The organism is Pseudomonas sp. FDAARGOS_380 (assembly GCF_002591235.1).
GTDB classification, from domain to species: domain Bacteria; phylum Pseudomonadota; class Gammaproteobacteria; order Pseudomonadales; family Pseudomonadaceae; genus Aquipseudomonas; species Aquipseudomonas salmasensis.
This window is the reverse complement of sequence record NZ_CP023969.1, coordinates 5,093,199-5,119,045: the sequence shown is the minus strand read 5'-3', so window position 1 is coordinate 5,119,045 and position 25,847 is coordinate 5,093,199. Positions and strand designations below refer to the sequence as shown.

The window sequence follows — 25,847 nt, the reverse complement described above, 5'->3', positions numbered from 1 at the left end:
GGGTATGCGTGCACGTCAATTGGGCATCACGTTGGGGCTGGGCCTGCCCGGCGAATTGAATGCCATCACCGATGTTCCCGGGGTTCGCGTCGGCCATGCCACGCTCAAGGCGCAGGTCGACGGCAAGCAGGTGCGCACCGGTGTTACGCTGATCCAGCCGCGTGCCGGGGAAGCGCGGTATCAACCGTGTTTTGCTGGCTACCACGTGCTCAACGGCAATGGCGACGCCACGGGGCTTGAATGGATCAGCGAGGCGGGGCTGTTGACCACGCCGATGGCCATTACCAACACCCACAGTATCGGGGTGGTGCGCGACAGCCTGATCGCCTTGGAGCGCGAGCGCCTGGCGGACCCGGCGGTGTACTGGTGCATGCCGGTGGTCATGGAAACCTACGATGGCCTGCTCAACGATATCTGGGGCCAGCACGTGCGCCCGGAGCATGTGCGCCAGGCCCTGGAGCAGGCTGAAAGCGGGCCGGTGCAGGAAGGCGCGGTAGGCGGTGGCACCGGCATGATTTGTCATGAGTTCAAGGGCGGCATCGGCACCGCGTCACGGCGGTTGTCAGCGGAGCAGGGCGGCTGGACCGTCGGCGTACTGGTGCAGGCCAACCATGGCAAGCGCCAGGAGCTGCGGGTCGATGGCTACCCGGTGGGCCGTCACTTGATGGACATTGCTTCGCCCTTTGCCGAGCGAGGTACCCCCGGCATGGGCTCCATCGTGGTGATCATCGCCACGGACGCACCTTTGCTGCCCCACCAGTGCCAGCGCCTGGCGCAGCGCGCGTCCATCGGCATCGCGCGCACCGGTGGTGGCACCGAGGATTCCAGCGGTGACCTGTTCCTTGCGTTTGCCACCGGTAACCAGGATTTGCCACCAGCGGACTATGGGCGCAAGGACCTGCCGCTCAGCACCGGCTTGCAGATGGTCAACAATGATCATATTTCGCCGCTGTTCAGCGCGGCGGCAGAGGCGGTGGAGGAGGCGATCATCAACGCCATTCTGGCAGGTGAAGACATGACCACCCAGGACGGCGTCAAGGTACCGGGCCTGGCTGGCGAAACCCTCTTGGCGGCGTTGAAACAGTGTGGCTGGAGTGTCCCGGTAATGGGGGACAGCGCACTTTAATAGTGCCGATAGTGGCTCTTTAATGTTGCTAATGACACCGTGACAATATATTGGATCCATTAATCAAGTAGGCCGCTCACTTAGAGCGGCTTTACTTGTATTTAATATTTAAATAGTGCTGTGCGCCGATTCGGCCACACAAATGCAACGGCCCCCAATAAACACTGCGTGGGACTTCTGCAACTTGAACCTGCGTCACAGTTGTGCGATGGAAATAGATGTAGACGAAAGATTTCAAGTTGTGTCAGTTTTCTTACGCCTTCAAAAGAGGTGAGTGATAGGACTATCCTCGCCCGCGAGGTTCCTATCGAACAAAGACTGATGCACTTGCAAACAAGGAAGTACGTTTATGTCAAAAGTAAAAGACAAAGCTATTGTATCTGCCGCGCAAGCCAGCACTGCTTACTCGCAAATCGATAGCTTCAGCCATTTGTATGACCGTGGCGGCAACCTCACGGTCAATGGCAAACCGTCCTACACCGTGGACCAGGCAGCGACCCAGCTGCTGCGGGATGGTGCTGCGTACCGGGACTTTGATGGCAACGGCAAGATCGATCTGACCTACACCTTCCTCACCTCGGCTACCCAGAGCACCATGAACAAACATGGCATCTCGGGGTTCAGCCAATTCAACACCCAGCAGAAAGCACAGGCCGCACTGGCCATGCAATCCTGGGCGGATGTCGCCAACGTGACCTTTACCGAAAAGGCTTCCGGCGGTGACGGCCACATGACCTTCGGCAACTACAGCAGTGGCCAGGACGGCGCCGCGGCCTTCGCTTACCTGCCCGGTACCGGCGCAGGCTACGACGGCACTTCGTGGTACCTGACCAACAACAGCTACACGCCGAACAAGACCCCGGACCTGAACAACTATGGCCGGCAGACCCTGACCCACGAAATCGGCCACACCCTGGGCCTGGCTCACCCTGGCGACTACAACGCCGGGAACGGCAACCCGACCTATAACGACGCAACCTATGGACAGGACACGCGTGGTTATAGCCTCATGAGTTACTGGAGCGAGAGCAACACCAACCAGAACTTCAGCAAAGGCGGCGTCGAAGCTTACGCTTCTGGCCCGCTGATCGACGACATCGCCGCGATCCAGAAGCTCTACGGTGCCAACCTCAGCACCCGCGCCACGGACACCACCTACGGGTTCAACTCCAACACCGGGCGTGATTTCCTCAGCGCCACATCCAACGCCGACAAGCTGGTGTTCTCGGTATGGGACGGTGGCGGCAACGACACCCTGGACTTCTCCGGTTTCACCCAGAACCAGAAGATCAACCTCACGGCCACTTCGTTCTCTGATGTGGGCGGCCTGGTGGGCAACGTGTCCATCGCCAAGGGCGTCACCATCGAGAACGCGTTCGGCGGTGCGGGCAACGACCTGATCATTGGTAACCAAGTCGCCAACACCATCAAGGGCGGGGCCGGCAACGACCTCATCTACGGCGGCGGCGGTGCGGACCAGCTGTGGGGCGGCGCTGGCAGCGACACTTTCGTGTACGGTGCCAGTTCCGACTCCAAACCAGGGGCTGCGGACAAGATCTTCGACTTCACCTCCGGTTCGGACAAGATCGACCTGTCTGGCATTACCAAGGGTGCGGGCGTGACCTTCGTCAACGCCTTTACCGGGCATGCCGGCGATGCTGTACTGAGCTATGCCTCAGGTACCAACCTGGGCACTTTGGCCGTGGACTTCTCCGGGCACGGCGTGGCGGATTTCCTCGTCACCACCGTTGGCCAAGCCGCTGCCAGTGACATCGTAGCCTGATGTAAAACGCGCGGTGCTTCGGCGCCGCGCTCCAGGCTGGAGTTGGATATGCCACGTTTTTCCCCTTTGATCGCCTGTGTTGTGCAGGTGTTGTTCGTGTCGGCAGGAGCCCACGCAATGGCTAGCAGTCTTGTATTACCCACCGCCGCGCAGCTTGCCGGGCAATGGGAGTTGAAGCAGCAGGATCAGGTGTGCGCGCTGAAGTTAGTGGAGCAAGCCAATGCTCTGGAAGGCGATATCGCCTGTGCCGAGCAATGGCTGGGCGACAAGCCGCTGACGTGGTCGCCCACGCCGGATGGCATCTGGTTGTTTAACGCTGAAGGCTCAGGGATCACCCATTTGAATCGCCAGAAAGAGGGCGACTATCAAGCCCGCACTAAAGCTGGCGAAGTTGTAACGTTGCAACGAAAACCTTAATTAAAAGTTATAAGCATATAACTCGATTTGTTAGGCGGCCGTACCCTACTTGGTAGGGGTGACCCTTTTGCGTAATTCGCTGCAAGGAAAAACAATTAATATGGCGAAGTCCCATGGGGTTGCGCCCTTATTCAGGGCGCTGGGTGAGTACAAGAGTATTTTGATCAGCGTTGGCTGTTTCACGGCATTGATTAACCTATTAATGCTGGTGCCCTCGATTTACATGCTGCAAGTGTATGACCGTGTGCTGTCCTCCCAGAATGAAACCACTCTGGTGATGTTGACGCTGATGGTCGTGGGCTTCTTTGCGTTTATCGGCCTGCTGGAAGTGGTGCGCAGCTTTATCGTGATCCGCATCGGCAGCCAATTGGAACGAAGTTTCAACTTGCGCGTGTACAAAGCCGCGTTCGAGCGCAACCTGCAGCGCGGCCAGGGGCATGCCGGGCAATCCTTGGGCGACCTGACCGCTCTGCGCCAATTCATCACGGGGCCGGCGCTGTTCGCGTTTTTCGATGCGCCGTGGTTCCCCATCTACCTGTTCGTGATTTTCCTCTTCAACGTGTGGCTCGGCGTACTGGCCACTGCGGGCGCGGTGTTGTTGATTGGCCTGGCGTGCCTTAACGAATACCTGACCAAAAAGCCATTGGGTGAGGCCAGCGGTTATTCGCAGCAGTCCACCCAACTGGCCACCAGCCATTTGCACAACGCCGAAACCATCCAGGCCATGGGCATGCTCGGCGCGCTGCGCCAACGCTGGTTTGGCGTGCATTCGAAGTTCCTGGGCTTGCAGAACCAGGCCAGCGACACCGGTTCGATCATCACCTCCTTAAGCAAATCCCTGCGCCTGTGCCTGCAATCCTTGGTGCTGGGCCTGGGCGCCTACCTGGTGATCAAGGGCGACATGACCGCCGGCATGATGATCGCAGGCTCCATCTTGATGGGCCGGGTACTCAGCCCCATCGACCAATTGATTGCGGTGTGGAAACAATGGAGCTCGGCCAAGCTGGCCTACCAGCGCCTCGACGAACTGCTGCGTGAATTCCCGCCAGAGGCCGAGCACATGGCTTTGCCTGCGCCCAACGGCCAGGTCAGTTTCGAACAGGTCAGCGCCGGCCCACCGGGGCGGCGCATGGCGACCCTGCACCAGGTCAGCTTCAACCTGGCGGCCGGTGAGGTGCTGGGCGTGCTCGGCGCGTCGGGTTCCGGCAAGTCCACCCTGGCTCGCGTTCTGGTGGGTGTGTGGCCGACCCTGGCCGGTACCGTACGCCTGGACGGCGCGGATATTCACCGCTGGAACCGCGACGACCTCGGCCCGCATATCGGTTATTTGCCCCAGGACATCGAGCTGTTCAGCGGCAGCATTGCCGACAACATCGCGCGCTTTCGCGAAGCCGACCCGGAACGGGTGGTCAAGGCCGCGCAACAGGCCGGCGTGCATGAACTGATCCTGCGCCTGCCCCAAGGCTACGACACGTTGCTGGGCGACAACGGTGGTGGTTTGTCCGGTGGGCAGAAACAACGCGTGGCCCTGGCCCGCGCCCTGTACGGCGGGCCGCGTCTGATCGTGCTGGACGAACCCAACTCCAACCTCGACACCGTCGGCGAAGCAGCGTTGGCCAGTGCCATCGTGCAGATGAAAGCCCAGGGCAGCAGTGTGGTGCTGGTCACCCACCGTTCTTCGGCGTTGGCCCAGGCCGACAAGCTGTTGGTACTCAACGACGGGCATCTGCAAGCCTTCGGGCCCAGCCAAGACGTGCTGCGCGCGTTGTCCGGCCAGCAGGAAGCGCCGAAGGAGAAACCCGGCGTGAGTTTCAGTCGTCAGTATCAAGCCGGAAGGAATCCAGGCGCATGAGCAGCCTTACTGTTGAACCTCGTAGCAAAGAACGTGATGCCGGCTTTTTCGTAAAAATGGGCTGGGTGATGACCATTGTCGGTGCCGGTGGTTTTTTCCTCTGGGCCAGCCTCGCACCGTTGGACCAGGGCATCCCGGTCCAAGGCACCGTGGTGGTGTCTGGCAAGCGCAAGGCCGTACAAACCTTCAGCCCCGGCGTGGTCAGCCGGATCCTGGTGAAGGAGGGCGAACTGGTCAAACAAGGCCAGCCGCTGTTTCGTCTCGACCAGACCCAGAACCAGGCCGATGTGCAATCGCTGCAAGCCCAGTACCGCATGGCCTGGGCCAGCGTGGCGCGTTGGCAGAGCGAACGTGACAACCTTTCCAGCATCACCTTTCCCGCTGAGCTGAGCGCCAATCCCGACCCAGCCCTGATGCTGGTGCTCGAAGGCCAGCGCCAACTGTTCAGCAGCCGCCGCGACGCGTTTGCCCGTGAACAAGCCGGGATTCGCGCCAGCATCGAAGGCGCCACGTCACAGTTGAGCGGCATGCGCCGTGCGCGCAGTGACCTGACCGCCCAGGCCCAATCCCTGCGCGCGCAACTGAGCAACCTGCAACCCTTGGCCGACAACGGCTACATCCCGCGCAACCGGCTGATGGACTACCAGCGCCAGTTGTCTCAGGTGCAGCAGGGCCTGGCGCAAAACGCCGGTGAAAGCGGCCGGATAGAGCAGGGCATTGTCGAGTCGCGGCTCAAATTGCAGCAGCACAGCGAGGAATATCAAAAAGAGGTGCGCAGCCAATTGGCCGACGCGCAACTGCGCAGCCTGACCCTGGAGCAGCAACTGACCTCCGCCGGCTTCAACCTGCAACACAGCGAGATCAACGCGCCGGCCGATGGCATCGCCGTTAACCTGAGCGTGCACACCGAAGGCGCCGTGGTGCGCGCCGGTGAAACCTTGCTGGAGATCGTGCCCCAGGGCACACGCCTGGAAGTGGAAGGGCACCTGCCGGTGCATTTGGTGGACAAGGTCGGCACGCACTTGCCGGTCGACATCCTCTTCACCGCCTTCAACCAAAGCCGCACGCCACGGGTACCGGGCGAAGTCAGCCTGATCTCCGCCGACCAGATGCTCGATGAAAAGACCGGTGCGCCGTATTACGTGCTGCGCACCAGCGTCAGCGAGGCGGCGATGGAAAAACTCAACGGCCTGGTGATCAAACCCGGCATGCCCGCCGAGATGTTCGTGCGCACCGGCGAGCGTTCCTTGCTCAACTACCTGTTCAAGCCGCTGCTGGACCGCGCCGGCTCCGCGTTGACCGAGGAATGAGCATGAAGCCAGTGTTCATTTCGCTGTTGTTGGTGTGTGGCAGTGCCCAGGCAGCCATGGGGCCCTTTGATGTGTACGAGCAGGCGCTGCGCAACGACCCGGTGTTCCTTGGCGCCATCAAGGAGCGCGACGCCGGCCTGGAAAACCGCACCATTGGCCGCGCCGGCTTGCTGCCGCGGCTGTCCTACAACTACAACAAGGGCCGCAATAATTCCGAAGCGCACCTGCCTGACGGACGCGGTGGCAGCTATCGCGACGACCGCAACTACAACAGCTACGGTTCGACCTTCAGCCTGCAACAGCCACTGTTCGACTACGAAGCCTATGCCAACTACCGCAAGGGCGTGGCCCAGGCGCTGTTCGCCGATGAAAGCTTTCGCGACAAGAGCCAGGCGTTGCTGGTGCGGGTGTTGAGCTATTACACCCAGGCACTGTTTGCCCAGGACCAGATCGACATCGCCAGGGCCAAGAAGAAGGCCTTCGAACAACAATTCCAGCAGAACCGCCATCTGTTCGAGCAAGGCGAGGGCACCCGCACCGATATCCTTGAAGCCGAGTCGCGCTACGAGTTGGCCACCGCCGAAGAGATCCAGGCCCTGGATGAGCAGGACGCCTCGCTTCGGGAACTGGGCGCGTTGATCGGCGTGCAAAGCGTCAACATCAACGACCTGGCACCGCTGAACCAGAGCTTTGCCGCGTTCACCCTGACCCCAGCCAACTACGACACCTGGCATGAATTGGCGCTGACCAACAACCCGGTGCTGGCTTCGCAACGCCAGTCCCTGGAAGTGGCGCGCTATGAAGTGGAACGCAACCGCGCCGGGCATCTGCCGCGCATCACCGCGTATGCCACCTCGCGCAAGCAGGAGTCCGACAGCGGCAACACCTATAACCAGCGCTATGACACCAACACCATCGGCGTCGAAGTGAGCATGCCGCTGTATGCCGGTGGCGGTATCTCGGCCTCCACCCGCCAGGCCAGCCGCGCCATGGAGCAGGCGGAGTACGAGCTGGAAGGCAAGACCCGCGAAACCCTGATCGAACTGCGTCGCCAGTTCAGTGCGTGCCTGTCAGGCGTGAGCAAGTTGCGCGCCTATCAGAAAGCCCTGGCATCCGCCGAGGCGCTGGTGGTGTCGACCAAGCAAAGCATTCTCGGCGGCGAGCGCGTCAACCTCGACGCGCTGAACGCCGAACAGCAGCTGTACAGCACCCGCCGCGACCTGGCCCAGGCGCGTTATGACTACTTGATGGCCTGGACCAAATTGCACTACTACGCGGGCAACTTGCGCGACACCGACTTGGCCAAAGTGGACGAAGCCTTCGGCCCGGATGGAAAACTGTAGGAGCGAGCTTGCTCGCGAAAAACGTCAACGATAACGCGGGCAACCTGGATGCACGCGGAGTCTGTGAGTGCTTCGCGAGCAAGCTCGCTCCTACAGGGGGAATAACAATAATAGGGAGTGTGCACATGATCACCGATTCACCGCGTTTCAAACCCTTCACCGCTGGTTCCTTGCTGCTGCTGTCCGTTGCGGCACAGGCGCAATACACCGAGACCGGCCAGCCGGGTAACCCTGCCAGCTGGCGCTCGGCCGAGTACCAGAGCGACTGGGGCCTGGGCCGCATGAAAGCCGATGAAGCCTACGCAGCCGGGATCAGCGGCCAAGGCGTGAAAATCGGCGCACTGGACTCAGGGTTCGATGCCAATCACCCCGAAGCCGCCAAAGACCGTTTCCACCCGGTCACCGCCACTGGCACCTATGTCGATGGCAGCGCCTTCAGTACCACGGGCGCGCTCAACCCGAACAATGACTCCCACGGCACCCACGTCACCGGCACCATGGGCGCCGCTCGCGACGGCGTGGGCATGCATGGGGTTGCGTACAACGCGCAAGTCTATGTGGGCAACACCAACGCCAACGACAGCTTCCTGTTCGGCCCCACGCCAGACCCCAAATACTTCAAGACCGTGTACACCGCCCTGGTGGACTCCGGCGTGCGCGCCATCAACAACAGCTGGGGCAGCCAGCCCAAGGACGTCAGCTACCAGACCCTGGACAACATGCATGCGGCGTACGCCCAGCATTACAACCGGGGCACCTGGCTGGACGCGGCTGCGGACGTGGCCAAGGCCGGTGTGATCAACGTGTTCAGCGCCGGCAACAGCGGCTATGCCAACGCCAGCGTGCGCTCGGCCTTGCCGTATTTCCAGCCGGAACTGGAAGGCCACTGGCTGGCCGTATCCGGGCTGGATAAAGCCAATAACCAGAAATACAACAAGTGCGGCGTCGCCAAGTACTGGTGTATTTCTACCCCCGGCGCGCTGATCAACAGCACCATTCCCGACGGCGGGTATGGGGTGAAGTCCGGCACCTCGATGTCGGCGCCCCATGCCACTGGCGCGTTGGCGCTGGTGATGGAACGTTATCCCTACATGACCAACGAGCAAGCCTTGCAGGTGCTGCTGACCACCGCCACCCAGCTCGACGGCTCGATCACCCAGGCGCCTAACGCCATCGTCGGCTGGGGCGTGCCTGACCTGGGCCGGGCGATGCACGGCCCAGGGCAATTGCTCGGGCCCATAGAGGTCAACCTGGCCGCCGGTCAGGGTGACGTGTGGAGCAACGGCATCTCCGACCAGGCGCTACTTCAGCGCCAGGCCGAGGACCGCGCCGAGCACACGGCCTGGCAGCAAACCCTGATCGACAAGGGCTGGCAAAACGGCGTGGGCGCCACTGCCAGCCAGCAGGACCAGACCGATTACGCCATCGGCAACGCCCGCGACCAGGCCGCCGCCAACCGCGTGTACGAAGGCAGCCTGATCAAGGCCGGTGCCGGCAGCCTGGTGCTCAGCGGCGACAGCACCTATCGCGGCGCAACCCTGGTCAACGGCGGTCTGTTGGCCGTCAATGGCTCGCTGACGTCGGCAGTGACGGTCAATGACAGCGGCACCCTGGGTGGTTCCGGACGTATCGCCGCGTTGTCGGTAAACAGTGGCGGCCGTGTGGCGCCGGGCAATTCGGTGGGTACCTTGCAAGTGGCGGGGGATGTAAACCTCGGCGCCGGCTCGACCTATGCCGTGGAACTGACGCCAACCAGCAGCGACCGCATTGTCGCCGGTGGCCAGGCGATTCTGGGCGGCGGCACCGTCACGCTGGCGCTGGAAAACAGCCCCACCTTGCTCAGCCAGAGCGAGGCCCAAAGTCTGATCGGCCGGCAGTACTCGATTCTCGAGGCGGCGGGCGGCATTCAGGGCCAGTTCGGGCAAGTGCTGCCCAACTACCTGTTCCTCGGTGGCACCCTCGACTACGCCGCCAATGCCGTGCAACTGAACGTGGGGCGCAACGACGCCAGCTTCGCCAGCGTCGGCGCCACCCGCAACCAGCGCAACGTCGCAGCCGCCGCCGAGCAATTGGGCGCCGGCAACCCGGTGTATGAAAGCCTGCTGCAGTCGCAATCGGTTGCCGTGGCCCAGCAGGGCTTGCAGCAACTGTCCGGGGAAATCTACCCGGCTGTGGGTGCGATGCTGATCAACGACAGCCTGCAACTGCGCAATGCCGTGGGCGAGCGCCTGCGCCATGTGCCAGTGACCGGTGAAAGCAACCTGTGGTTCAAGGCGCTGGGCGCCTGGGGCAAGACCGATAGCCGCACTGAAACGGCGGGTTCCACCACCTCCATCGGTGGCCTGTTGGCGGGCGTGGATGGCGCGCTGGATGAGCAGACCCGCGTGGGTGTGGTTGCCGGCTACAGCGACAGCTCCTTGAACATGGGCAGCGGTACCCATTCATCGGCGTCCATCGACAGCTACCACTTTGGCGCGTACGCCGGGCGCGAGCTGGGTGACTGGCGCCTGAGCGTCGGCGGTGCCTACAGCTGGCATCGCGGCGATGTGAAGCGCGACCTGCAATGGGGTGATGTCAGCGGCAAGCAAAAAACCAAGCTGGACGCGACCACGGCGCAAGTCTTCACCGAAGCCGCGTACCGCATCCGCCTGCAAGCGGTAGCCCTGGAGCCGTTCGCCAATCTTGCTTACGTGCATCTGAACAGCGAGTCCTTCCGCGAGAAAGGCGATGCCGCGGCCCTGGAGCGCGGCAGCGACCGGCGTGATGCGGTGCTCAGCACCCTTGGCGTACGGGCCTTGAAAACCCTGGCTCTCAATGACCACCAGCAACTGGACCTGTCCGGTTCGTTGGGCTGGCAACACAGCCTGACGGCGGTGGAGTCCGAAGAGCACCTGGCGTTTGTTGCAGGCGGGCCTTCATTTGCGGTGCGCAGTGCGCCATTGCTGCGCGATGCCGCGTTGGTGGGCGTGCAGGCCAGCCTGGCGCTGAATGCATCGACGCGGGTCAACCTGGATTACAACGGCCAACTGGGTGGGCGCGCGAAAACCCAGGGCGTGGGTTTGAGCCTGAACTGGCAGTTCTGAAGACACTGCGAACCTGATCGTTCCCACGCTCCGCGTGGTAACGCCTCTTGTGACGCTCCGCGTCACGCTTTGGGACGCAGAGCGTCCGGGACCGCATTCCCACGCGGAGCGTGGGAACGATCAGCGGCGGTGTTCTGGAGAAAGTGATTTACACACGTGCAATAAGAAAACTAAGGAAGGTCACCGTGAAAAAACGCAAGTCAGGGTTAACTACCGCCATCCACACAGGCCCGGGCTATCCGCTCAAGGCGCTGAGCTGCGTGCCATACGGCGCGTTGCTGTGTTGCCTGGCAAGCCTGGGGACTGCCCAGGCCGCACCCTATGTGGAAACCGGCAAACTGGGCGACGCCGCCAGCTGGCGCAGCAATGAGTTCAAGGCCGACTGGGGCCTGGGCGCCGTGCACGCCGACACCGCCTATGCGGCCGGCTACACCGGCAAGGGCGTCAAGCTGGGGATCTTCGACCAGCCGGTGTACGCCCAGCACCCGGAGTTCGCCAGCCCTAACAAAGTGGTGACGATTGTCACCGAGGGCATTCGCCAATACACCGACCCGTATATCCCGGTGAAGGCCGGCGACGCGTTCCGCTACGACGGCACGCCGTCCAAGGACTCCAACGGCAAGCTGGGTAACCACGGCACCCACGTCGGCGGCATTGCGGCCGGTAACCGCGATGGCGGGCCGATGCATGGCGTGGCGTTCAACGCACAGCTCCTCACCGCCGAAAACGGTGACCCGGGGCCGGAAGACGGGATTATCCTTGGCAACGACGGCGCCGTGTACAAGGCCGGTTGGGATGGGTTGGTCGCCAGTGGCGCGCGCATCATCAACAACAGCTGGGGTATCGGCATCGGTGATCAGTACGCCAAGGGCGGTCGTGATCCGGCGTTCCCCAACTTCACCGTCAACGAGGCCCAGGCGCAGTTCAATACCATCCGGCCGATCCTCGGCACCCTCGCAGGTGGCGCGTACCAAGGCGCCATCGACGCGGCCCGCAGCGGCGTGCTGACCATCTTTGCCGCAGGCAATGACTACAACCTCAACAACCCGGATGCGATTTCCGGCCTTGCGTATTTTGTGCCAGAGATCGCGCCTAACTGGCTGTCCGTCGCGGCCCTCCAGCAGAACCCGAATACCGCCAGCCCCGATCCTTACGTGATCAGTACCTTCTCCTCGCGTTGTGGCTATGCGGCGAGCTTTTGCGTGTCGGCACCCGGCACCAAGATCTACAGTTCGATCATCAACGGCAACAGCCTGGAAAACCTTACTACCGACTGGGCCAACAAAAATGGCACCTCCATGGCCGCACCTCACGTGGCGGGCGCCGCAGCGGTGCTGATGGAGCGCTTCCAATACATGAGCGGCGACCAGATCTCCACCGTGCTCAAGACCACCGCCACCGACCTCGGCGCGCCGGGCATCGACTCGCTGTACGGCTGGGGCATGATCAACCTGGGCAAGGCGGTTAACGGCCCCGGGATGTTTATCACCGCCGAGGATATTCCAGCCGAGTTCCGTATCGACGGTGCCTACGGCAGCGGCCAGTTCGTCGCGGATTTGCCGGGTGTCGGCGCGGTGGTGGATGCCGGCAAACCCACCCAGCGTGTGTGCGACGACCTGCACTGCGGCCGGGATGTGTGGAGCAACGACATCTCGGGCCACGGCGGCTTGACCAAGCAGGGCATCGGTACCTTGGTGCTCACCGGCACCAACACCTACAGCGGGCCGACGCGGGTCAACCAGGGTTTGCTGGCGATCAACGGTTCGGTCACCTCCGACGTTACCGTGAGCCAGAGCGGCGTGGTCGGTGGTTCGGGGCGTATCGGTTCGCTGAGGGCGAACGGCGGCGGCACCGTGGCGCCGGGCAATTCCATCGGCACCTTGAACGTGGCGGGCAACGTCAACTTTGAACCGGGCTCGACCTACGCGGTAGAACTGTCGCCCACCAGCAGCGATCGCATCGTCGCCGGCGGCACCGCCACCCTCAACGGCGGCACTGTGACGCTGGCCCTGGAAAACAGCCCGACCTTGTTGAGCGCGACCCAGGCCCAAAGCCTGATCGGCCGTCAGTACAACATCCTGCAAGCGGCAGGCGGCGTCACCGGCAGCTTCGCGGCAGTGGTGCCCAACTACCTGTTTGTCGGCGGCACCTTGAACTACGCCGCCAACGGTGTGCAGTTGGATGTGGCACGCACCAACAGCTTCGCCAGCGTGGCCGCCACGCCGAACCAGCGCGCCGTGGCCGCCGCCGCCGAGCAATTGGGCGCGGGCAATGGCGTGTATGAAAGCTTGCTGCTGGCACCCACGGCCGCCTCGGCCCAGGGCGCGTTCCAGCAACTGAGCGGCGAGGTTTACCCGGCGCTGGAAACCGCGCTGGTCAATGACAGCCGCTACGTGCGCGAAGCCGTGGGCGAGCGCCTGCGCAACGGTGAAATGGGCGCTGCCAGCCAAGCCATCGACAGCCGTGGCAACGTGTGGGTCAAGGCACTCGGCGCATGGGGCAAGACCGACAGCCGCAACGACACGGCGGGCTACACCACCTCCATCGGCGGCATGCTCGCCGGTGTGGACGGTGCCCTCGATGACGCCACGCGCATTGGCCTGGTGGCCGGCTACAGCGACACGTCGCTGAACATGGGCAGCGGCACCCACAGCCGCGCTTCGGTCGACAGCTACCATTTCGGCGCCTATGCCGGGCATGAAATCGGCGCCTGGCGCCTGAGTGGCGGCGCGACCTACAGCTGGCACCGCGCCGATGTCAAACGCGACCTGCAATACGGCGACGTCAGCGGCAAGCAAAAGGCCAAGGTCGATGCCCACAGCACCCAGGTGTTCACGGAAGCTGCGTACCGCATCAACCTGCAACCGCTGGCCCTGGAGCCGTTCGCCAACCTGGCCTACGTGCACCTGGCAACTGACAGCTTCAAAGAGAAGGGCGACGCCGCCGCGCTGAGAAGTGGCGACGACAGCCGTGACCTGGTGCTCAGCACCCTGGGTATGCGCGCCTTGAAGACCTTCAATATCAACGACCATCAGCAACTGGAAGTCTCCGGCACCCTGGGCTGGCAGCACAACCTGAGCAGCACCGATTCGGAGCAGCACCTGGCGTTTGCCTCGGGCGGCCCTTCGTTCACCGTAGAAAGTGCGCCGATGGTGCGCGATGCCGCGTTGGTCGGGGCCCGGGTCAGCCTGGCATTGAGCAAGGATGCGCGGGTGAACTTCGACTACAACGGCCTGCTGGCCAGTAAAGAGAAGGTGCACGGCGTTGGCTTGAGCCTGGATTGGGCGTTCTAAAGCTTTAAAAATCACTGTAGGAGCGAGCTTGCTCGCGAAGATCATCAACGATGACGCGTTCCACCTGAAGGAACGCGGCGCACTTGAGTTTTTCGCGAGCAAGCTCGCTCCTACAGGGGGGTAACGGATAACAGGTGTTTTGGCTTTCTCTACAAATCCAACAACAGAGAGGCACTACCAATGGGTATCTTTGACTATAAAAACCTCGGTACCGAGGACTCCAAGGCGCTGTTCGCCGATGCGATGGCGATCACGCTGTATTCCTACCACAACCTGGATAACGGCTTTGCCGTCGGCTACCAGAACAACGGCCTCGGCCTGGGCTTGCCCGCCACCCTGGTCAGCGCGCTGATTGGCGGCAGCAACGCCCAAGGGGTCATCCCTGGCATCCCCTGGAACCCCGACTCGGAAAAGGCCGCCCTTGAGGCGGTGCAAGCAGCCGGCTGGACGCCTATCAGCGCCAGTACCTTAGGCTATAACGGCAAGGTCGATGCGCGCGGCACCTTCTTTGGCGAAAAATTCGGCTACGGCACGGCGCAGGCCGAGGTGTTGGGCAAGTACGATGACGCCGGCAAGCTGCTGGAACTCGGCATCAGTTTTCGCGGCACTTCGGGGCCTCGGGAAAGCGTGATCACCGACTCCATCGGCGATGTGATCAGCGACCTGCTCGCCGCCTTCGGGCCCAAGGATTACGCCAAGAACTACGCAGGGGAAGCCTTTGGCGGCTTGCTCAAGAACGTGGCGGATTACGCCACTGCCCAGGGCCTGGGCGGCAACGACGTCGTGGTCAGCGGCCACAGCCTGGGAGGCCTGGCGGTCAACAGCATGGCCGACTTGAGCGACAGCACCTGGTCGGGGTTTTATAAGAACTCCAACTACGTGGCCTACGCGTCGCCTACCCAGAGCGCCGGCGACAAGGTGCTTAACGTCGGCTATGAAAACGACCCGGTGTTCCGTGCCCTGGATGGCTCGTCATTCAACCTGTCGTCTCTGGGCGTGCACGATAAACCCCACGAATCGAGCACCGACAACATCGTCAGCTTCAACGACCACTACGCCTCATCCCTGTGGAACGTGCTGCCGTTTTCCATCCTCAACCTGCCCACCTGGGTTTCGCACTTGCCCACCGGTTACGGCGACGGCATGACCCGCATCCTCGACTCGGGCTTCTACGAACAGATGACCCGCGACTCCACGGTGATCGTCGCCAACCTGTCCGACCCGGCACGGGCCACCACCTGGGTGCAAGACCTCAACCGCAATGCCGAGGCGCACAAGGGCAATACCTTCATCATCGGCAGTGACGGTGACGACCTGATCAAGGGCGGCAGGGGCGTTGACTTTATCGAAGGCGGCAAGGGCAATGACACGATCCGCGACAGCAGCGGGCACAACACGTTTTTGTTCAGCGGGCAGTTTGGCAATGACCGGGTGATTGGCTACCAGGCGACGGACAAGCTGGTGTTCAACGACGTGGCGGGCAGCACCGATTACCGCGATCACGCCAAGGTGGTGGGCGGGGATACCGTCATTAGCTTTGGTACGGATTCGGTGACGCTGGTGGGTGTGAGCAGTCTGTCGGGGGAGGGGATAGTGATCAGCTGATGCATTCGGTGTGGGAGCAGGCAAGCCAGCTCCCACATTTGATGGGTTTTGCTAGATGATCATTTTTCCTTACGCACCGTGGCCACATCATCGGCCTTGATACGAATACGCTTGCCGGCAATATCGGTGAACTCGTAGAAGCCGTCGGCCGTCTTGGCGTTGGGCGTGTCCTTGGTCAAATATTGCGTGCCATTTTGCAAGGTCACTACGGTTTGCGTGGAGCAACCGGCCAATACCAGAAAAGTGAGTGCAACCAGTGGCAGACCCAAATTCTTCATGTTCATAACCCTTACCTTTAACCCTGAAAAGTCCCGCAGCGTCTGGCTGCACGGCCATAAATATTACTTGATCAACCCCCTCATCAGATTGTTTTTTTGCAAAAAGTTGCAGGCGCCATTTATCTATTACTGATTGCAACAACCGCTTTGCCCCGGCACTCTGTATGCATAACCAGTATTTGATTGCTCTGCGCCATGGCCAACCCCCTCGAAGACCCCTTGTATTACCTGCATAACTTCCGCCAAGTGCTGGTGTGGTTGGGGCAACGCTATGCCGATTTGCTCGATGCGCACGAACAGCATTTCATTCAGCAATTTGACAGGTTGCCCCAGGCGTCCCAGGCGTTGTTGGTGCGGATGGTAATGCGCAAGGGCGTGCATTTTCGTGCCGCCAAGCTCCATTACCTGGAAATCGGTTGCCCTCATGCGGCGGCGGGGCCTTTGCGTGAGTTGGGATGGGTGGAGGATCAAAGCCCGCTGCCGTTTGCCACGCTGTTTGCGCTGCTGCAAAAAAGTGAACTGCTCGGCGCCTTCAGGCCCTGGATCGATCAACCCAAGGGCAACAAGGCCGATTGGCTTGAACCCTTGGCCGCACAATTTACCGAACCGCGCAGCTTTGCCCAGTGGTGTCCCGACGTGGACGATGTGCTCTATAGCCTGACGGTGATGGAGTTGTGTGATCGCCTGCGCCTGATGTTCTTCGGCAACCTGCACCAGGACTGGTCGGAGTTCGTGCTGGCGGACCTGGGCATCTACACCTATGAAAAAGTCGAGTTCTGCGCCGAGTCTCGCGGTTTACGCAGCCGTGACGACGTGCACGGGTTTGTGTTCCTGCACCAGTGCCAGCAAGCCTTTGAAGCCGGTGAGGCAGTGGATACGGTGTTGGCGCAGGTCGCCACGCTGTGTACCGACAACCCCTGGCTGGAAAAGCGCCGCGCCAAGCTGCTGTTCCAGATCGGCCAGTATTGTGAACGTTGCGCCGAGCTGGCACTGGCCGAACAGATCTACCGCACTTGCACCCATCCCGGAGCGCGGGCGCGGCTGATCCGCGTACTGGAGCGCCAGGAGGATTATGCCCAAGCCATGGCCTTGGCGAGCGAGGCGCAACAGGCCCCGCACAACGCAGCGGAACAACAACACCTGCTGCGCGTCGTGCCGCGCCTGCGGCGCAAACTTGGCGGGCCGGCGCTGCCCAGGGCCAAGCCCCAAGCGATTGCGCGCCTGGACCTGGCGTTGGTGCAGGAGCCGCTGCTGTCGGTGGAGTCCTGTGTGCTGGCGCACCTGAGTGAACCGGATGCGCCGGTGCATTACGTCGAGAATGGCCTGATCAATTCGCTGTTTGGCTTGTTGTGCTGGGAGGCGATTTTTGCGCCGCTGCCGGGGGCGTTCTTCCACCCGTTCCAGCGCGGGCCGGCGGACTTGCACAGCGAGGACTTTTATCAGCGTCGTGAAGCCTTGTTTGCCGCGTGTTTTGCACAACTGGAGGACGGTCGCTACAAGGCCAGCATCCGCCACCGCTACGTGGAAAAATGGGGCATTCAGTCGCCGTTCGTGTTCTGGAACCTGCTCAGCGACGAGTTGCTGGAGCAAGCCCTGGCCTGCCTGCCCGCCGAGCACTTGCGTCATTGGTTTACGCGCCTGTTGCAGGATATCCGTGCCAACCGGGCCGGGATGCCGGACCTCATCCAGTTCTGGCCGGCGCAAAACACCTATCGCATGATCGAGGTCAAGGGCCCCGGCGATCGCCTGCAAGACAACCAGTTGCGCTGGCTGGCGTTCTGCGGTGAATACCAGATGCCGGTCACCGTTTGCTACGTGCGCTGGGCGGAGCAACCCGCTTGAGTTACAGCGTGGCCGTACGGGCGCTGTGTGAGTTCACCGCCAAGGTCGGCGACCTCGACCTGCGCTTTACGCCGTCGCCCAGCGCCCAGGAAGGCATTGTCGGCCATCGTACGGTGGCGTCCCGGCGCAGCGCGCATTATCAGCATGAGGTTGCCCTGGAGGGCGACTACCAGCAGCTCAAGGTGCGGGGCAGGGCGGACGGCTACGACCCGGACGCCAACCGCCTGGAAGAAGTCAAAACCTACCGTGGCGATCTCGCTGCTCAGCCCGCCAACCACCGGCAACTGCACTGGGCCCAGGTCAAGATGTATGGCTGGCTGATGTGCCAGAAGCTCGGGCTCGATCATATCGACCTTGCGCTGGTGTACTTCGATATCGTCGGCGAAGGCGAAACCGTGCTGAACCAGCGATTCGATGCGCCAGACCTCGAGCAGTTCTTCAATCAACAATGCGCGCTGTTCCTGGACTGGGCCCGGCAAGAGATGCAGCATCGCGACGCACGCAACGCCGCTGCGCAGAGCCTGGCGTTTCCCCATGCCGACTTCCGTACCGGGCAGCGCGACCTGGCCGAGTCGGTCTACAAAGCGGTGACTACGGGCCGGTGCCTGATGGCCCAGGCGCCCACTGGCATTGGCAAGACCATCGGCACTATTTTCCCGCTGCTCAAGGCCCTGGCGCCGCAGCAACTGGACAAGCTGTTCTTCCTTACCGCCAAGACGCCCGGGCGCAAGCTGGCCCTGGATGCCGCGCAGGTGCTGTACGACAGCAGCCCCGAGCTGTCACTGCGCGTGCTTGAACTGGTGGCTCGGGACAAGGCCTGCGAACACCTGGACAAAGCCTGCCACGGTGATTCCTGCCCGTTGGCCAAGGGCTTTTACGATCGCCTGCCTGCCGCCCGCCAGGCCGCGGCCCAAGTGCGCCTGCTCGATCAACGCAGCCTGCGCAACGTGGCGCTGGCCCATCAGGTCTGCCCGTACTACCTGAGCCAGGAAATGGCGCGCTGGAGCGACCTGATCGTCGCCGACTACAACTATTATTTCGACTTTGGCGCCATGCTGTTCGGCCTGGCCCAGCTCAACCAATGGCGCGTCGCAGTGCTGGTGGACGAGGCGCACAACCTGGTCGAACGGGCGCGCTCGATGTACAGCGCCAGCCTGGACCAGTACAGCCTCAAGACCTTGCGCGATAGCGCGCCCGAGATACTGAAGAAACCCTTGCAGCGCTTGAACCGCGAGTGGAATGCGTTGCACAAGGACCAACTCGCGCCGTATCAGGCATACGCGGCAAAACCGGAGAAACTGCTCCAGGCTCTGAGCCTGTGCACCAGCGCCATGGGCGACTACTTCAACGACCACCCCGAAGCCCTCAGTGGCGACCTGCAAGCCTTCTACTTCGACGCGCTGCAATGGGCCAAAGTGGCCGAGCTGTTCAACCAGCACTTTATCTTCGATATCACTAAACGCCAGTTCAGCGCCAAGCGCAGCAGCTCGACCCTGAGCCTGCGCAATGTGGTGCCGGCCGAGTTCATCCGGCCCAGGTTGACCGCCGCACGCAGCAGCGTGCTGTTTTCCGCGACCCTGAGCCCGCGCCATTATTACGCCGACTTGCTGGGCCTACCGGCGGATACTGCCTGGGTTGATGTGGCGTCACCGTTCAAGGCCGAGCAATTGCAGGTCAGCATCGTTGACCGCATCTCTACGCGGTTTGTGCATCGCCAGGCGTCGCTGGAACCCATTGTGGAACTGCTCGCCCGGCAATTCGCCGTGCAACCGGGTAACTACCTGGCGTTTTTCTCAAGCTTCGATTACTTGCAACAGGTGGCTCAGTTAATGGCCGAACGGCACCCGCAGATTGAGTTGTGGTTGCAGGCGCGGGGCATGGCCGAGGCCGAGCGCCAAGCTTTTTTGGACCAGTTCACCCACCACAGCCAAGGCATTGGCTTTGCGGTGTTGGGCGGTGCGTTTGGGGAAGGTATCGACCTGCCCGGTGCGCGCCTGATCGGTGCCTTTATCGCCACCCTGGGCTTGCCGCAGCTCAACCCGGTGAATGAACAGATCAAGGCACGTATGGGCGCTGTCTTCGGCGCGGGGTATGACTACACCTACCTGTATCCCGGCATTCAGAAAGTTGTGCAGGCAGCGGGGAGGGTGATCCGCAGCCAGCAGGATCGCGGGGTGGTGATGCTGATCGACGACCGCTTCGGCGAGTCGCGGGTACGCCAGTTGCTCCCCCGTTGGTGGGCGATCAACCCCCTGTAGGAGCGAGCTTGCTCGCGAAAAACGTCAACGATAACGCAGCTTTCTGAATAAACGCGGCGCCGGTGAGTTTTCGCGAGCAAGCTCGCTCCTACAGGTGTGTGTTAGACCACTTCCAGGTAGGAGCTTTGTATCTCCCGCGCCAGCTCACGCACGGTGTCGATGAATTCTGTCAGCCGAGTGTGCAGCCCATCTTCCAGAATCTCATCAATCCCCGTGTACCGCAGCCGCGCCTCGAACTCCGCCGCCAGGCGTTGCGCCGTGCGCCCATAACTGCCGGGCAGGTCCGCCAGAATATGGCTCAATTCCTCGATACAGGCATGCAGCGAACGTGGTACATCGCTGCGCAACAGCAACAATTCGGATACCGAGCGTGCATTCAAGGCATTCGGATACAGCTCGGTATACGCCTCGAACGACGACAACGCGCGCAGCAGGGCGCTCCACTGGTAATAACCGCGTGCCGACAGGTCGCTGACTTCTTCGGACTCTTCGCCGAACATTTCATAGCGTGCATCCAGCAGGCGCAGGGTGTTATCGGCGCGCTCGACAAAGGTGCCCAGGCGAATGAAGCGGTAGGCGTCATTGCGCATGATGGTGCCCGAGGTTGCGCCACGAAACAGGTGTGAGCGTTGTTTGACCCAATCACAGAAGTGGCTGATGCCATGCCGTGCCAGGCCACCGGCGGCGATGCTGCGCATTTCCAGCCAGGTGGCGTTGAGGTTTTCCCACATATCGGCGGTAATGCGCCCGCGTACCGCATGGGCATTGCCTCGGGCGGCGCGCAGGCAGTTGTAGATGCTCGCGGGGTTTTCCGCGTCGAGGGCAAAGAAGTGCAACATGCGCTCGGCATCCAGGGTCTGGTGACGTTCCAGGTAGTTGTCCAGGGTGCCGCTGCTGAGCAACGACATCGCCAATTCGTCCAAGCCATCGCTGCGCCCGGCTTGGGGCATCAACGATAGCGAATAGCTGACTTCCAGCATGCGTGCCAGGTTCTCGGCGCGCTCCAGGTAGCGCGACATCCAATACAGATCTGCAGCCGTTCTACTCAGCATACTCAGCCCTCCACCACCCAGGTGTCCTTGGTTCCGCCGCCTTGCGACGAGTTGACGACCAGCGAACCTTCCTTCAGCGCCACGCGGGTCAAGCCACCGGGCACCAGGCGGGTTTCCTTGCCCGAGAGCACGAAGGGCCGCAGGTCGATGTGCCGGGGCGCGATGCCGTTTTCGACAAAGGTCGGGCAGGTGGACAGGCTCAGGGTCGGTTGGGCGATATACGCATGGGGACGCGCCTTGATGCGCTGGCGGAAGTCTTCGATCTCGGCGGCCGTCGACGCCGGGCCCACCAGCATGCCGTAGCCGCCGGAGCCCTGGGTTTCCTTGACCACCAACTGCTCGAGGTTGGCCAGCACATGGGAGAGTTCATCGGGCTTGCGGCATTGGAAGGTCGGCACGTTTTGCAGGATCGGTTCCTCGTCCAGGTAGAAGCGGATCATCGCCGGTACGTAGGGGTAGATAGACTTGTCGTCAGCCACCCCGGTGCCGATAGCGTTGGCCAGCACCACATTGCCGGCGCAGTAAGCCGCCACCAGCCCGGGCACGCCGAGCATCGACTCGGGGTTGAACGCCAGGGGGTCGAGGAAAGCGTCGTCGATGCGCCGGTAGATCACGTCCACGGCCTTGGGGCCGTCGGTGGTGCGCATGAACACCTTGAGGTCCTGCACGAACAGGTCGGCGCCTTCCACCAGTTCCACGCCCATTTCCCGGGCAAGGAACGCGTGTTCGAAGAAGGCGCTGTTGAAGCGCCCAGGGGTCAGGACGACCACGTTGGGATTGTCCAGGCGGCTGGAACTCTTCAAGGTCTTGAGCAGCAGGTTAGGGTAATGATCCACCGGCGCAATGCGCTGCTTGGCGAACACTTCCGGGAACAGGCGCATCATCATCTTGCGGTCTTCGAGCATGTAGCTCACGCCGCTGGGGGTGCGCAGGTTGTCTTCCAGCACGTAGTAGGTACCGTCGCCGTCTCGCACCAGGTCCACGCCGGAGATGTGCGAATAGATGCCGCGGTGCAGGTCAAGACCGACCATGGCCTTCTGATAGCCCTCATTGCCCAGCACCTGGTCAGCGGGAATGATCCCGGCCTTGATAATGCGCTGGTCGTGGTAGATGTCGGCGAGGAACATGTTAAGTGCATTGACCCGCTGGATGCAGCCGCGCTCGATCAGGCTCCATTCACTGGCGGGGATGCTGCGGGGAATGATGTCGAAGGGAATCAAGCGTTCGGTGTCTTGCTCGTCGCCATACAGGGTGAAGGTGATCCCGGCGCGATGGAACAGTAAGTCTGCTTCACGGCGACGCTGGGCCAGCAGTTCCGGCGGCGTATTGGCCAGCCAGCGAGAGAAGTCCTGATAGTGCGCACGGCATACGCCGTTTGCGTCATTCATTTCATCAAAGAAAGATCGAGCCATTCCAGTACCTTGTCAGTGCCCAGTGTGGCTTTGGGTGGCACTGCCGCTTAAAAAAACGCATGTTTTTATGAGCCCGTGGCTGAAGGTGCCAACAGACCTGGTCCTTACTTTCTTATGGGGGCGGCTCTGGGTCGGGGGGTAACGCATGCTCCTGTTTTCGGGGTGGTGAATGGATAAAGCAATGCCTGTGCCGGAATGCCAATAATTCTCTGTAGGAGGGAGCTTGCTCGCGAAAAACTCACCGGCGCCGCGTTTATTCAGAAAACCCGCGTTATCGTTGACGTTTTTCGCGAGCAAGCTCGCTCCTACAGAGGGCGGTGGTTGCACTGAATTGGTGCGCGAACCTACTTGAACTTCACCAGGCCCCGATTCTTCTAAGGAGTTTCGTCACCTTGTGGAGCACCGTCGTGTCCAGAATCATCTCCCCCCACACTCCGGAAGCGGCCCTGAACGACCACAGCGAACACAACGCAAAGATTTTCGGCTCGCCCAAGGACCGCCTCGACTTTTACCGGCGCGAGATCCAGTACGAAACCAGCATCCTGGCCAACCGCACCGACGCCTACTTGACGGCGCAATCCTTCCTGGTGATTGCCTTTGTTTCCGGCATGGGTAACCTCAACCCGGAATGGGGCAAATTATTCACGCTGGTGGTGCCGATCTTCCTGGTTTCGCTGGGCATTCTCAGTTCGCTGAATGCCTGGCCCGGTATCCGTGCTGCCTATGAAATCATCGACCACTGGCACTACAAGCAAAGCGAATTGCTGCGCAGCGAGCCGGTGATGGGCATGGCCTACGATGAATCGCCGCTGTTTTCCGAGGTGGAGTCGAGCCACAAGGGCTATCGCAAATCGTTGTTGTTTTCCATGCGTGCGCCATGGCTGTTCATGGTGTTCTGGCTGGTGTTGGGCATCTATGCGTTTTATATCCAGGTGGACAACCCACTGCGCTGAGCAAGCGAACGGAACTTCAGCCGTGGCCATGACGCCTTACCTCTATGCAGTACAGATTTTTCACCGGCCTGCCAAGAGGTGCCTCATGACCCAACCTAACGATCCCCAGACTAGCAATCGCAACGACCCTGCGATCGACGGCGGCGAGCCCGCCCCTCGCACCGCCGCCGATGCGCCCAAGGACCCGACGCCTGCGAGCGACCCAAAGGCCAAGGAAAACGACTACAGTCCAGACTTCAAGCCTGAACGCGAGCACAAGCCTGAAACCGATGCCGATATCGATACCCAAGGCGGTTAGAGGAGACGCACATGTCAAAAGAACTGGAAGAAGAACCCAACGACCCGGGCAACGAAGACCCGGGTTCGCTGATGGACGATGCCCAAGTGCCGCTGAGCGACCCGGATGAAGAAGTGGCAGACGTCGGCAACACTGAAAATCAGGACTGATCCGGCGGCGGGCCCGAGGGGTTACTGAGCTTGAAGTAGACGTCTTCCTCGGCCCCGCCGTCCAGCGACACCTCCTGGCCCACCACGCGGTTATCGATCAGCGTCTGCGCCTGATCGCGGCTGATATTGACCACCGTGCTGCGCTTGCCGGTAATCACATACACCACATCCACCCCATGCTCGGCCAAGGCTGCCAGGTAGTCGGCATGGGGCAGGTCTTCGCCCAGTTCATATTGACGTTGCTCGCGTGTGGTCACGCCGCCTGCCTGTGCCAGGTATTGCTGCGAATATCCCAGGCGTTGGCGTTCCTCAAGCAAGCGTTGGGCGATCTTTTTCATTGGCTGACTCGTACTGTGGGTCCTGACTGTTTGAAACCCCGGCGCGGGGCAGGATTCAATTTTTTTGCGCAGCCTGACGCTCATACCACGCCAGCATCGGCTGAGTACTCAGGCCATGGACCAGGATGCTCAACGCGATGACCGACAGCGTCAGGTTGACCGCCACCTCGCTGCTGGTGCCCACCAGCCCATGGTTGAGCGCATAGAACAGGTAGTAAATGCTGCCGATACCACGAATGCCGAACCAACTGACCAGGCTGCGTTGCCGCCGGTCAAGCAGGCGGCCCCACGGCATGGCGAACACGCTGGCGGGGCGAATCACACAGAATAGCAGCGGCGCTACCGCCAACGCGCGCCACTCCCAGTGGCTGACCAGCACGATGCCCAAAACTGTTACCAGGAACACCTCCATGGCCCGCTCCACCAGGCTGCCGAAGGCCAGCATATCGCCCATCATCACGCCTGCTGCGATCTGGGTGTCTTTCAGGTGGCTGACGTCGCCATGCAAGGCTTGTTCGGGCTCGATTTCAAGGTGGCCCACCACCGGTTGCGCCAGGTGCTCGGCGGGTGTCTGGGCGTTGCCGGTGGACTTCACTTCGGCCTGACGCAACCCCAGGCCCGCCGCGAATACCGACAGGAAGCCATAGCCGCCCACGGCTTCGGCGCTCACATAGGCGAGGGCGATCAAGGCCAGTGTCAGGTAATCATTGGGCGAGAGGGTGCTGTCGGCATTGATCAGGCGCAGGCGCAGCGTTACACGGCCGATACCTCGGCCCATCCAGTAGCCGATCAATAGCCCGACCGGCACCGCCCGCACCAGGTTTTTCAGCACCCAACCGCCGACCCAGTCGCCATCAAAACCGCCGTGTTGCATGAACAGCAGGCCGAAGATCACAAACGGAAAGGCGCTGCCGTCGTTCAGGCCTGCTTCGCCCGACAAGCCGAAACGCAGCGCATCGTAGTCCTGGGCATTGTTGACCTGAACCAGGCCCGCCAGCACCGGGTCGGTCGGCGCCAAAATCGCGCCCACCAGCAATGACACGCCCCACGACAGATCCAGCAGGTAATGCAGCAACAGCCCGGTGCCGAGGATGGTCAGCAGCATGACGGGGCCGGCCAGGCCGAAGGCGATGCGCCAGGTGCGATGCCTGAGCGGCAGGCGCAGTTTCAAACCGCTGACAAACAGCGAAAACAGCACCGCCACTTCGGTCAGGTGCTCCATCCAGCGCGCCGAGCCCTTGATGTCCAGGTGCAGCAGGTCCACGCCCAACGGGCCGATGGCGATACCCAGTAACAGACACACCGCCGAGGTGGTGACTGGCATCCAGCGCAGGTAGGAGGAGGTGAGGGCGAGAGTCAGCAGCACCGCGCCCAATACGGCCAACCATAGAATGAAAGTCATTGTGCGTGCACCCGGCCGTGGTTCATTCAGGTTGGAGGGCCGTGGCCAAGTGC

Annotated in this window: 19 protein-coding genes; 14 read left to right on the top strand and 5 right to left on the bottom strand. The window is 61.7% G+C overall.

Going from position 1 to position 25,847, the window contains the following annotated elements; all coding sequences use genetic code 11:
• Window positions 1–4 precede the first annotated feature (4 nt).
• The 9 genes from CRN80_RS24060 to CRN80_RS24020 all read left to right on the top strand — a co-directional run bounded on the left by CRN80_RS24060 (window position 5) and on the right by CRN80_RS24020 (window position 15,812).
• Window positions 5–1,126 carry a P1 family peptidase gene (locus CRN80_RS24060; RefSeq protein ID WP_098951538.1) on the top strand — a complete coding sequence of 374 codons (1,122 nt, stop codon included), beginning with the start codon at window positions 5–7 and terminating at the stop codon, window positions 1,124–1,126.
• A 349-nt stretch (window positions 1,127–1,475) separates the two neighbouring features.
• A complete protein-coding gene (locus CRN80_RS24055) occupies window positions 1,476–2,909 on the top strand; it encodes a serralysin family metalloprotease (RefSeq protein WP_003191149.1) in 1,434 nt (477 codons plus the stop codon).
• Between the two features lie 48 nt (window positions 2,910–2,957).
• On the top strand, window positions 2,958–3,326 hold the full coding sequence (locus CRN80_RS24050; protein WP_032897419.1) for a protease inhibitor Inh/omp19 family protein: 369 nt from the start codon (window positions 2,958–2,960) through the stop codon (window positions 3,324–3,326).
• 100 nt (window positions 3,327–3,426) lie between these two features.
• Complete coding sequence (locus CRN80_RS24045; RefSeq protein ID WP_098951536.1) at window positions 3,427–5,178, top strand: type I secretion system permease/ATPase; 1,752 nt, start codon at window positions 3,427–3,429, stop codon at window positions 5,176–5,178.
• Window positions 5,175–6,488: an HlyD family type I secretion periplasmic adaptor subunit gene (locus CRN80_RS24040; protein WP_098951535.1), complete on the top strand. Its 1,314-nt coding sequence runs from the start codon at window positions 5,175–5,177 to the stop codon at window positions 6,486–6,488. The genes CRN80_RS24045 and CRN80_RS24040 overlap by 4 nt, the downstream gene beginning before the upstream one ends.
• A gap of 2 nt (window positions 6,489–6,490) precedes the next feature.
• Window positions 6,491–7,831: a TolC family outer membrane protein gene (locus CRN80_RS24035; RefSeq protein ID WP_032897411.1), complete on the top strand. Its 1,341-nt coding sequence runs from the start codon at window positions 6,491–6,493 to the stop codon at window positions 7,829–7,831.
• Between the two features lie 125 nt (window positions 7,832–7,956).
• Window positions 7,957–10,914, top strand: a complete 2,958-nt coding sequence (locus CRN80_RS24030) for an autotransporter serine protease (RefSeq protein ID WP_098951533.1) — start codon at window positions 7,957–7,959, stop codon at window positions 10,912–10,914.
• Between the two features lie 185 nt (window positions 10,915–11,099).
• Window positions 11,100–14,207 (top strand): autotransporter domain-containing protein, encoded by a 3,108-nt coding sequence (locus CRN80_RS24025; protein WP_098951531.1) that lies wholly within the window; start codon window positions 11,100–11,102, stop codon window positions 14,205–14,207.
• A gap of 180 nt (window positions 14,208–14,387) precedes the next feature.
• Complete coding sequence (locus CRN80_RS24020; protein ID WP_098951530.1) at window positions 14,388–15,812, top strand: lipase; 1,425 nt, start codon at window positions 14,388–14,390, stop codon at window positions 15,810–15,812.
• A 59-nt stretch (window positions 15,813–15,871) separates the two neighbouring features.
• Here the strand turns inward: CRN80_RS24020 and CRN80_RS24015 are convergent, their stop codons facing one another.
• Window positions 15,872–16,096: a YgdI/YgdR family lipoprotein gene (locus tag CRN80_RS24015; RefSeq protein WP_003191162.1), complete on the bottom strand. Its 225-nt coding sequence runs from the start codon at window positions 16,094–16,096 to the stop codon at window positions 15,872–15,874.
• Window positions 16,097–16,285: 189 nt separating this feature from the next.
• On the opposite strand from CRN80_RS24015, the gene CRN80_RS24010 reads away from it, so the two are divergent.
• Together CRN80_RS24010 and CRN80_RS24005 are read left to right on the top strand one after the other, a co-directional pair.
• A complete protein-coding gene (locus CRN80_RS24010) occupies window positions 16,286–17,932 on the top strand; it encodes a VRR-NUC domain-containing protein (RefSeq protein WP_098951528.1) in 1,647 nt (548 codons plus the stop codon).
• Window positions 17,929–20,190: an ATP-dependent DNA helicase gene (locus CRN80_RS24005; RefSeq protein WP_098951526.1), complete on the top strand. Its 2,262-nt coding sequence runs from the start codon at window positions 17,929–17,931 to the stop codon at window positions 20,188–20,190. Before CRN80_RS24010 ends, CRN80_RS24005 begins: the two co-directional genes overlap by 4 nt.
• A gap of 101 nt (window positions 20,191–20,291) precedes the next feature.
• On the opposite strand, the gene CRN80_RS24000 is transcribed toward CRN80_RS24005, so the two are convergent.
• Both CRN80_RS24000 and CRN80_RS23995 read right to left on the bottom strand, forming a co-directional pair.
• On the bottom strand, window positions 20,292–21,242 hold the full coding sequence (locus tag CRN80_RS24000) for an alpha-E domain-containing protein (RefSeq protein WP_044273752.1): 951 nt from the start codon (window positions 21,240–21,242) through the stop codon (window positions 20,292–20,294).
• Window positions 21,243–21,244: 2 nt separating this feature from the next.
• The gene (locus CRN80_RS23995) at window positions 21,245–22,654 is read right to left on the bottom strand and encodes a circularly permuted type 2 ATP-grasp protein (protein WP_098951525.1); all 1,410 of its coding nucleotides are present in this window, start codon (window positions 22,652–22,654) and stop codon (window positions 21,245–21,247) included.
• 407 nt (window positions 22,655–23,061) lie between these two features.
• On the opposite strand from CRN80_RS23995, the gene CRN80_RS23990 reads away from it, so the two are divergent.
• The 3 genes from CRN80_RS23990 (at window position 23,062) to CRN80_RS31295 (ending at window position 24,054) form a co-directional block, all read left to right on the top strand.
• Entirely contained in the window at window positions 23,062–23,607 is a 546-nt protein-coding gene (locus tag CRN80_RS23990; protein ID WP_014718415.1) for a hypothetical protein, read from the top strand.
• Between the two features lie 85 nt (window positions 23,608–23,692).
• On the top strand, window positions 23,693–23,905 hold the full coding sequence (locus tag CRN80_RS23985; RefSeq protein ID WP_032897391.1) for a hypothetical protein: 213 nt from the start codon (window positions 23,693–23,695) through the stop codon (window positions 23,903–23,905).
• A gap of 11 nt (window positions 23,906–23,916) precedes the next feature.
• The gene (locus tag CRN80_RS31295) at window positions 23,917–24,054 is read left to right on the top strand and encodes a hypothetical protein (RefSeq protein WP_169918350.1); all 138 of its coding nucleotides are present in this window, start codon (window positions 23,917–23,919) and stop codon (window positions 24,052–24,054) included.
• Here CRN80_RS31295 and CRN80_RS23980 read toward each other — a convergent pair.
• Together CRN80_RS23980 and CRN80_RS23975 are read right to left on the bottom strand one after the other, a co-directional pair.
• Complete coding sequence (locus tag CRN80_RS23980; RefSeq protein ID WP_032897389.1) at window positions 24,045–24,392, bottom strand: helix-turn-helix domain-containing protein; 348 nt, start codon at window positions 24,390–24,392, stop codon at window positions 24,045–24,047. The two genes, CRN80_RS31295 and CRN80_RS23980, sit on opposite strands and share 10 nt — an antisense overlap.
• Before the next feature lie 55 nt (window positions 24,393–24,447).
• Complete coding sequence (locus tag CRN80_RS23975) at window positions 24,448–25,794, bottom strand: sodium:proton antiporter (protein ID WP_098951523.1); 1,347 nt, start codon at window positions 25,792–25,794, stop codon at window positions 24,448–24,450.
• Window positions 25,795–25,847 lie beyond the last annotated feature (53 nt).

Bases quoted from the DNA above. Each gene is read 5' to 3' on its own strand.
- CRN80_RS24020 (WP_098951530.1), top strand. From the start codon at position 14,388: ATGGGTATCTTTGACTATAAAAACCTCGGTACCGAGGACTCCAAGGCG.
- CRN80_RS23980 (WP_032897389.1), bottom strand. From the start codon at position 24,392: ATGAAAAAGATCGCCCAACGCTTGCTTGAGGAACGCCAACGCCTGGGA.
- CRN80_RS24030 (WP_098951533.1), top strand. From the start codon at position 7,957: ATGATCACCGATTCACCGCGTTTCAAACCCTTCACCGCTGGTTCCTTG.
- CRN80_RS24045 (WP_098951536.1), top strand. From the start codon at position 3,427: ATGGCGAAGTCCCATGGGGTTGCGCCCTTATTCAGGGCGCTGGGTGAG.
- CRN80_RS24010 (WP_098951528.1), top strand. From the start codon at position 16,286: ATGGCCAACCCCCTCGAAGACCCCTTGTATTACCTGCATAACTTCCGC.
- CRN80_RS23975 (WP_098951523.1), bottom strand. From the start codon at position 25,794: ATGACTTTCATTCTATGGTTGGCCGTATTGGGCGCGGTGCTGCTGACT.
- CRN80_RS24035 (WP_032897411.1), top strand. From the start codon at position 6,491: ATGAAGCCAGTGTTCATTTCGCTGTTGTTGGTGTGTGGCAGTGCCCAG.
- CRN80_RS23985 (WP_032897391.1), top strand. From the start codon at position 23,693: ATGACCCAACCTAACGATCCCCAGACTAGCAATCGCAACGACCCTGCG.
- CRN80_RS24040 (WP_098951535.1), top strand. From the start codon at position 5,175: ATGAGCAGCCTTACTGTTGAACCTCGTAGCAAAGAACGTGATGCCGGC.
- CRN80_RS31295 (WP_169918350.1), top strand. From the start codon at position 23,917: ATGTCAAAAGAACTGGAAGAAGAACCCAACGACCCGGGCAACGAAGAC.
- CRN80_RS24015 (WP_003191162.1), bottom strand. From the start codon at position 16,096: ATGAACATGAAGAATTTGGGTCTGCCACTGGTTGCACTCACTTTTCTG.
- CRN80_RS24050 (WP_032897419.1), top strand. From the start codon at position 2,958: ATGCCACGTTTTTCCCCTTTGATCGCCTGTGTTGTGCAGGTGTTGTTC.
- CRN80_RS24055 (WP_003191149.1), top strand. From the start codon at position 1,476: ATGTCAAAAGTAAAAGACAAAGCTATTGTATCTGCCGCGCAAGCCAGC.
- CRN80_RS23995 (WP_098951525.1), bottom strand. From the start codon at position 22,654: ATGGCTCGATCTTTCTTTGATGAAATGAATGACGCAAACGGCGTATGC.
- CRN80_RS24000 (WP_044273752.1), bottom strand. From the start codon at position 21,242: ATGCTGAGTAGAACGGCTGCAGATCTGTATTGGATGTCGCGCTACCTG.
- CRN80_RS24060 (WP_098951538.1), top strand. From the start codon at position 5: ATGCGTGCACGTCAATTGGGCATCACGTTGGGGCTGGGCCTGCCCGGC.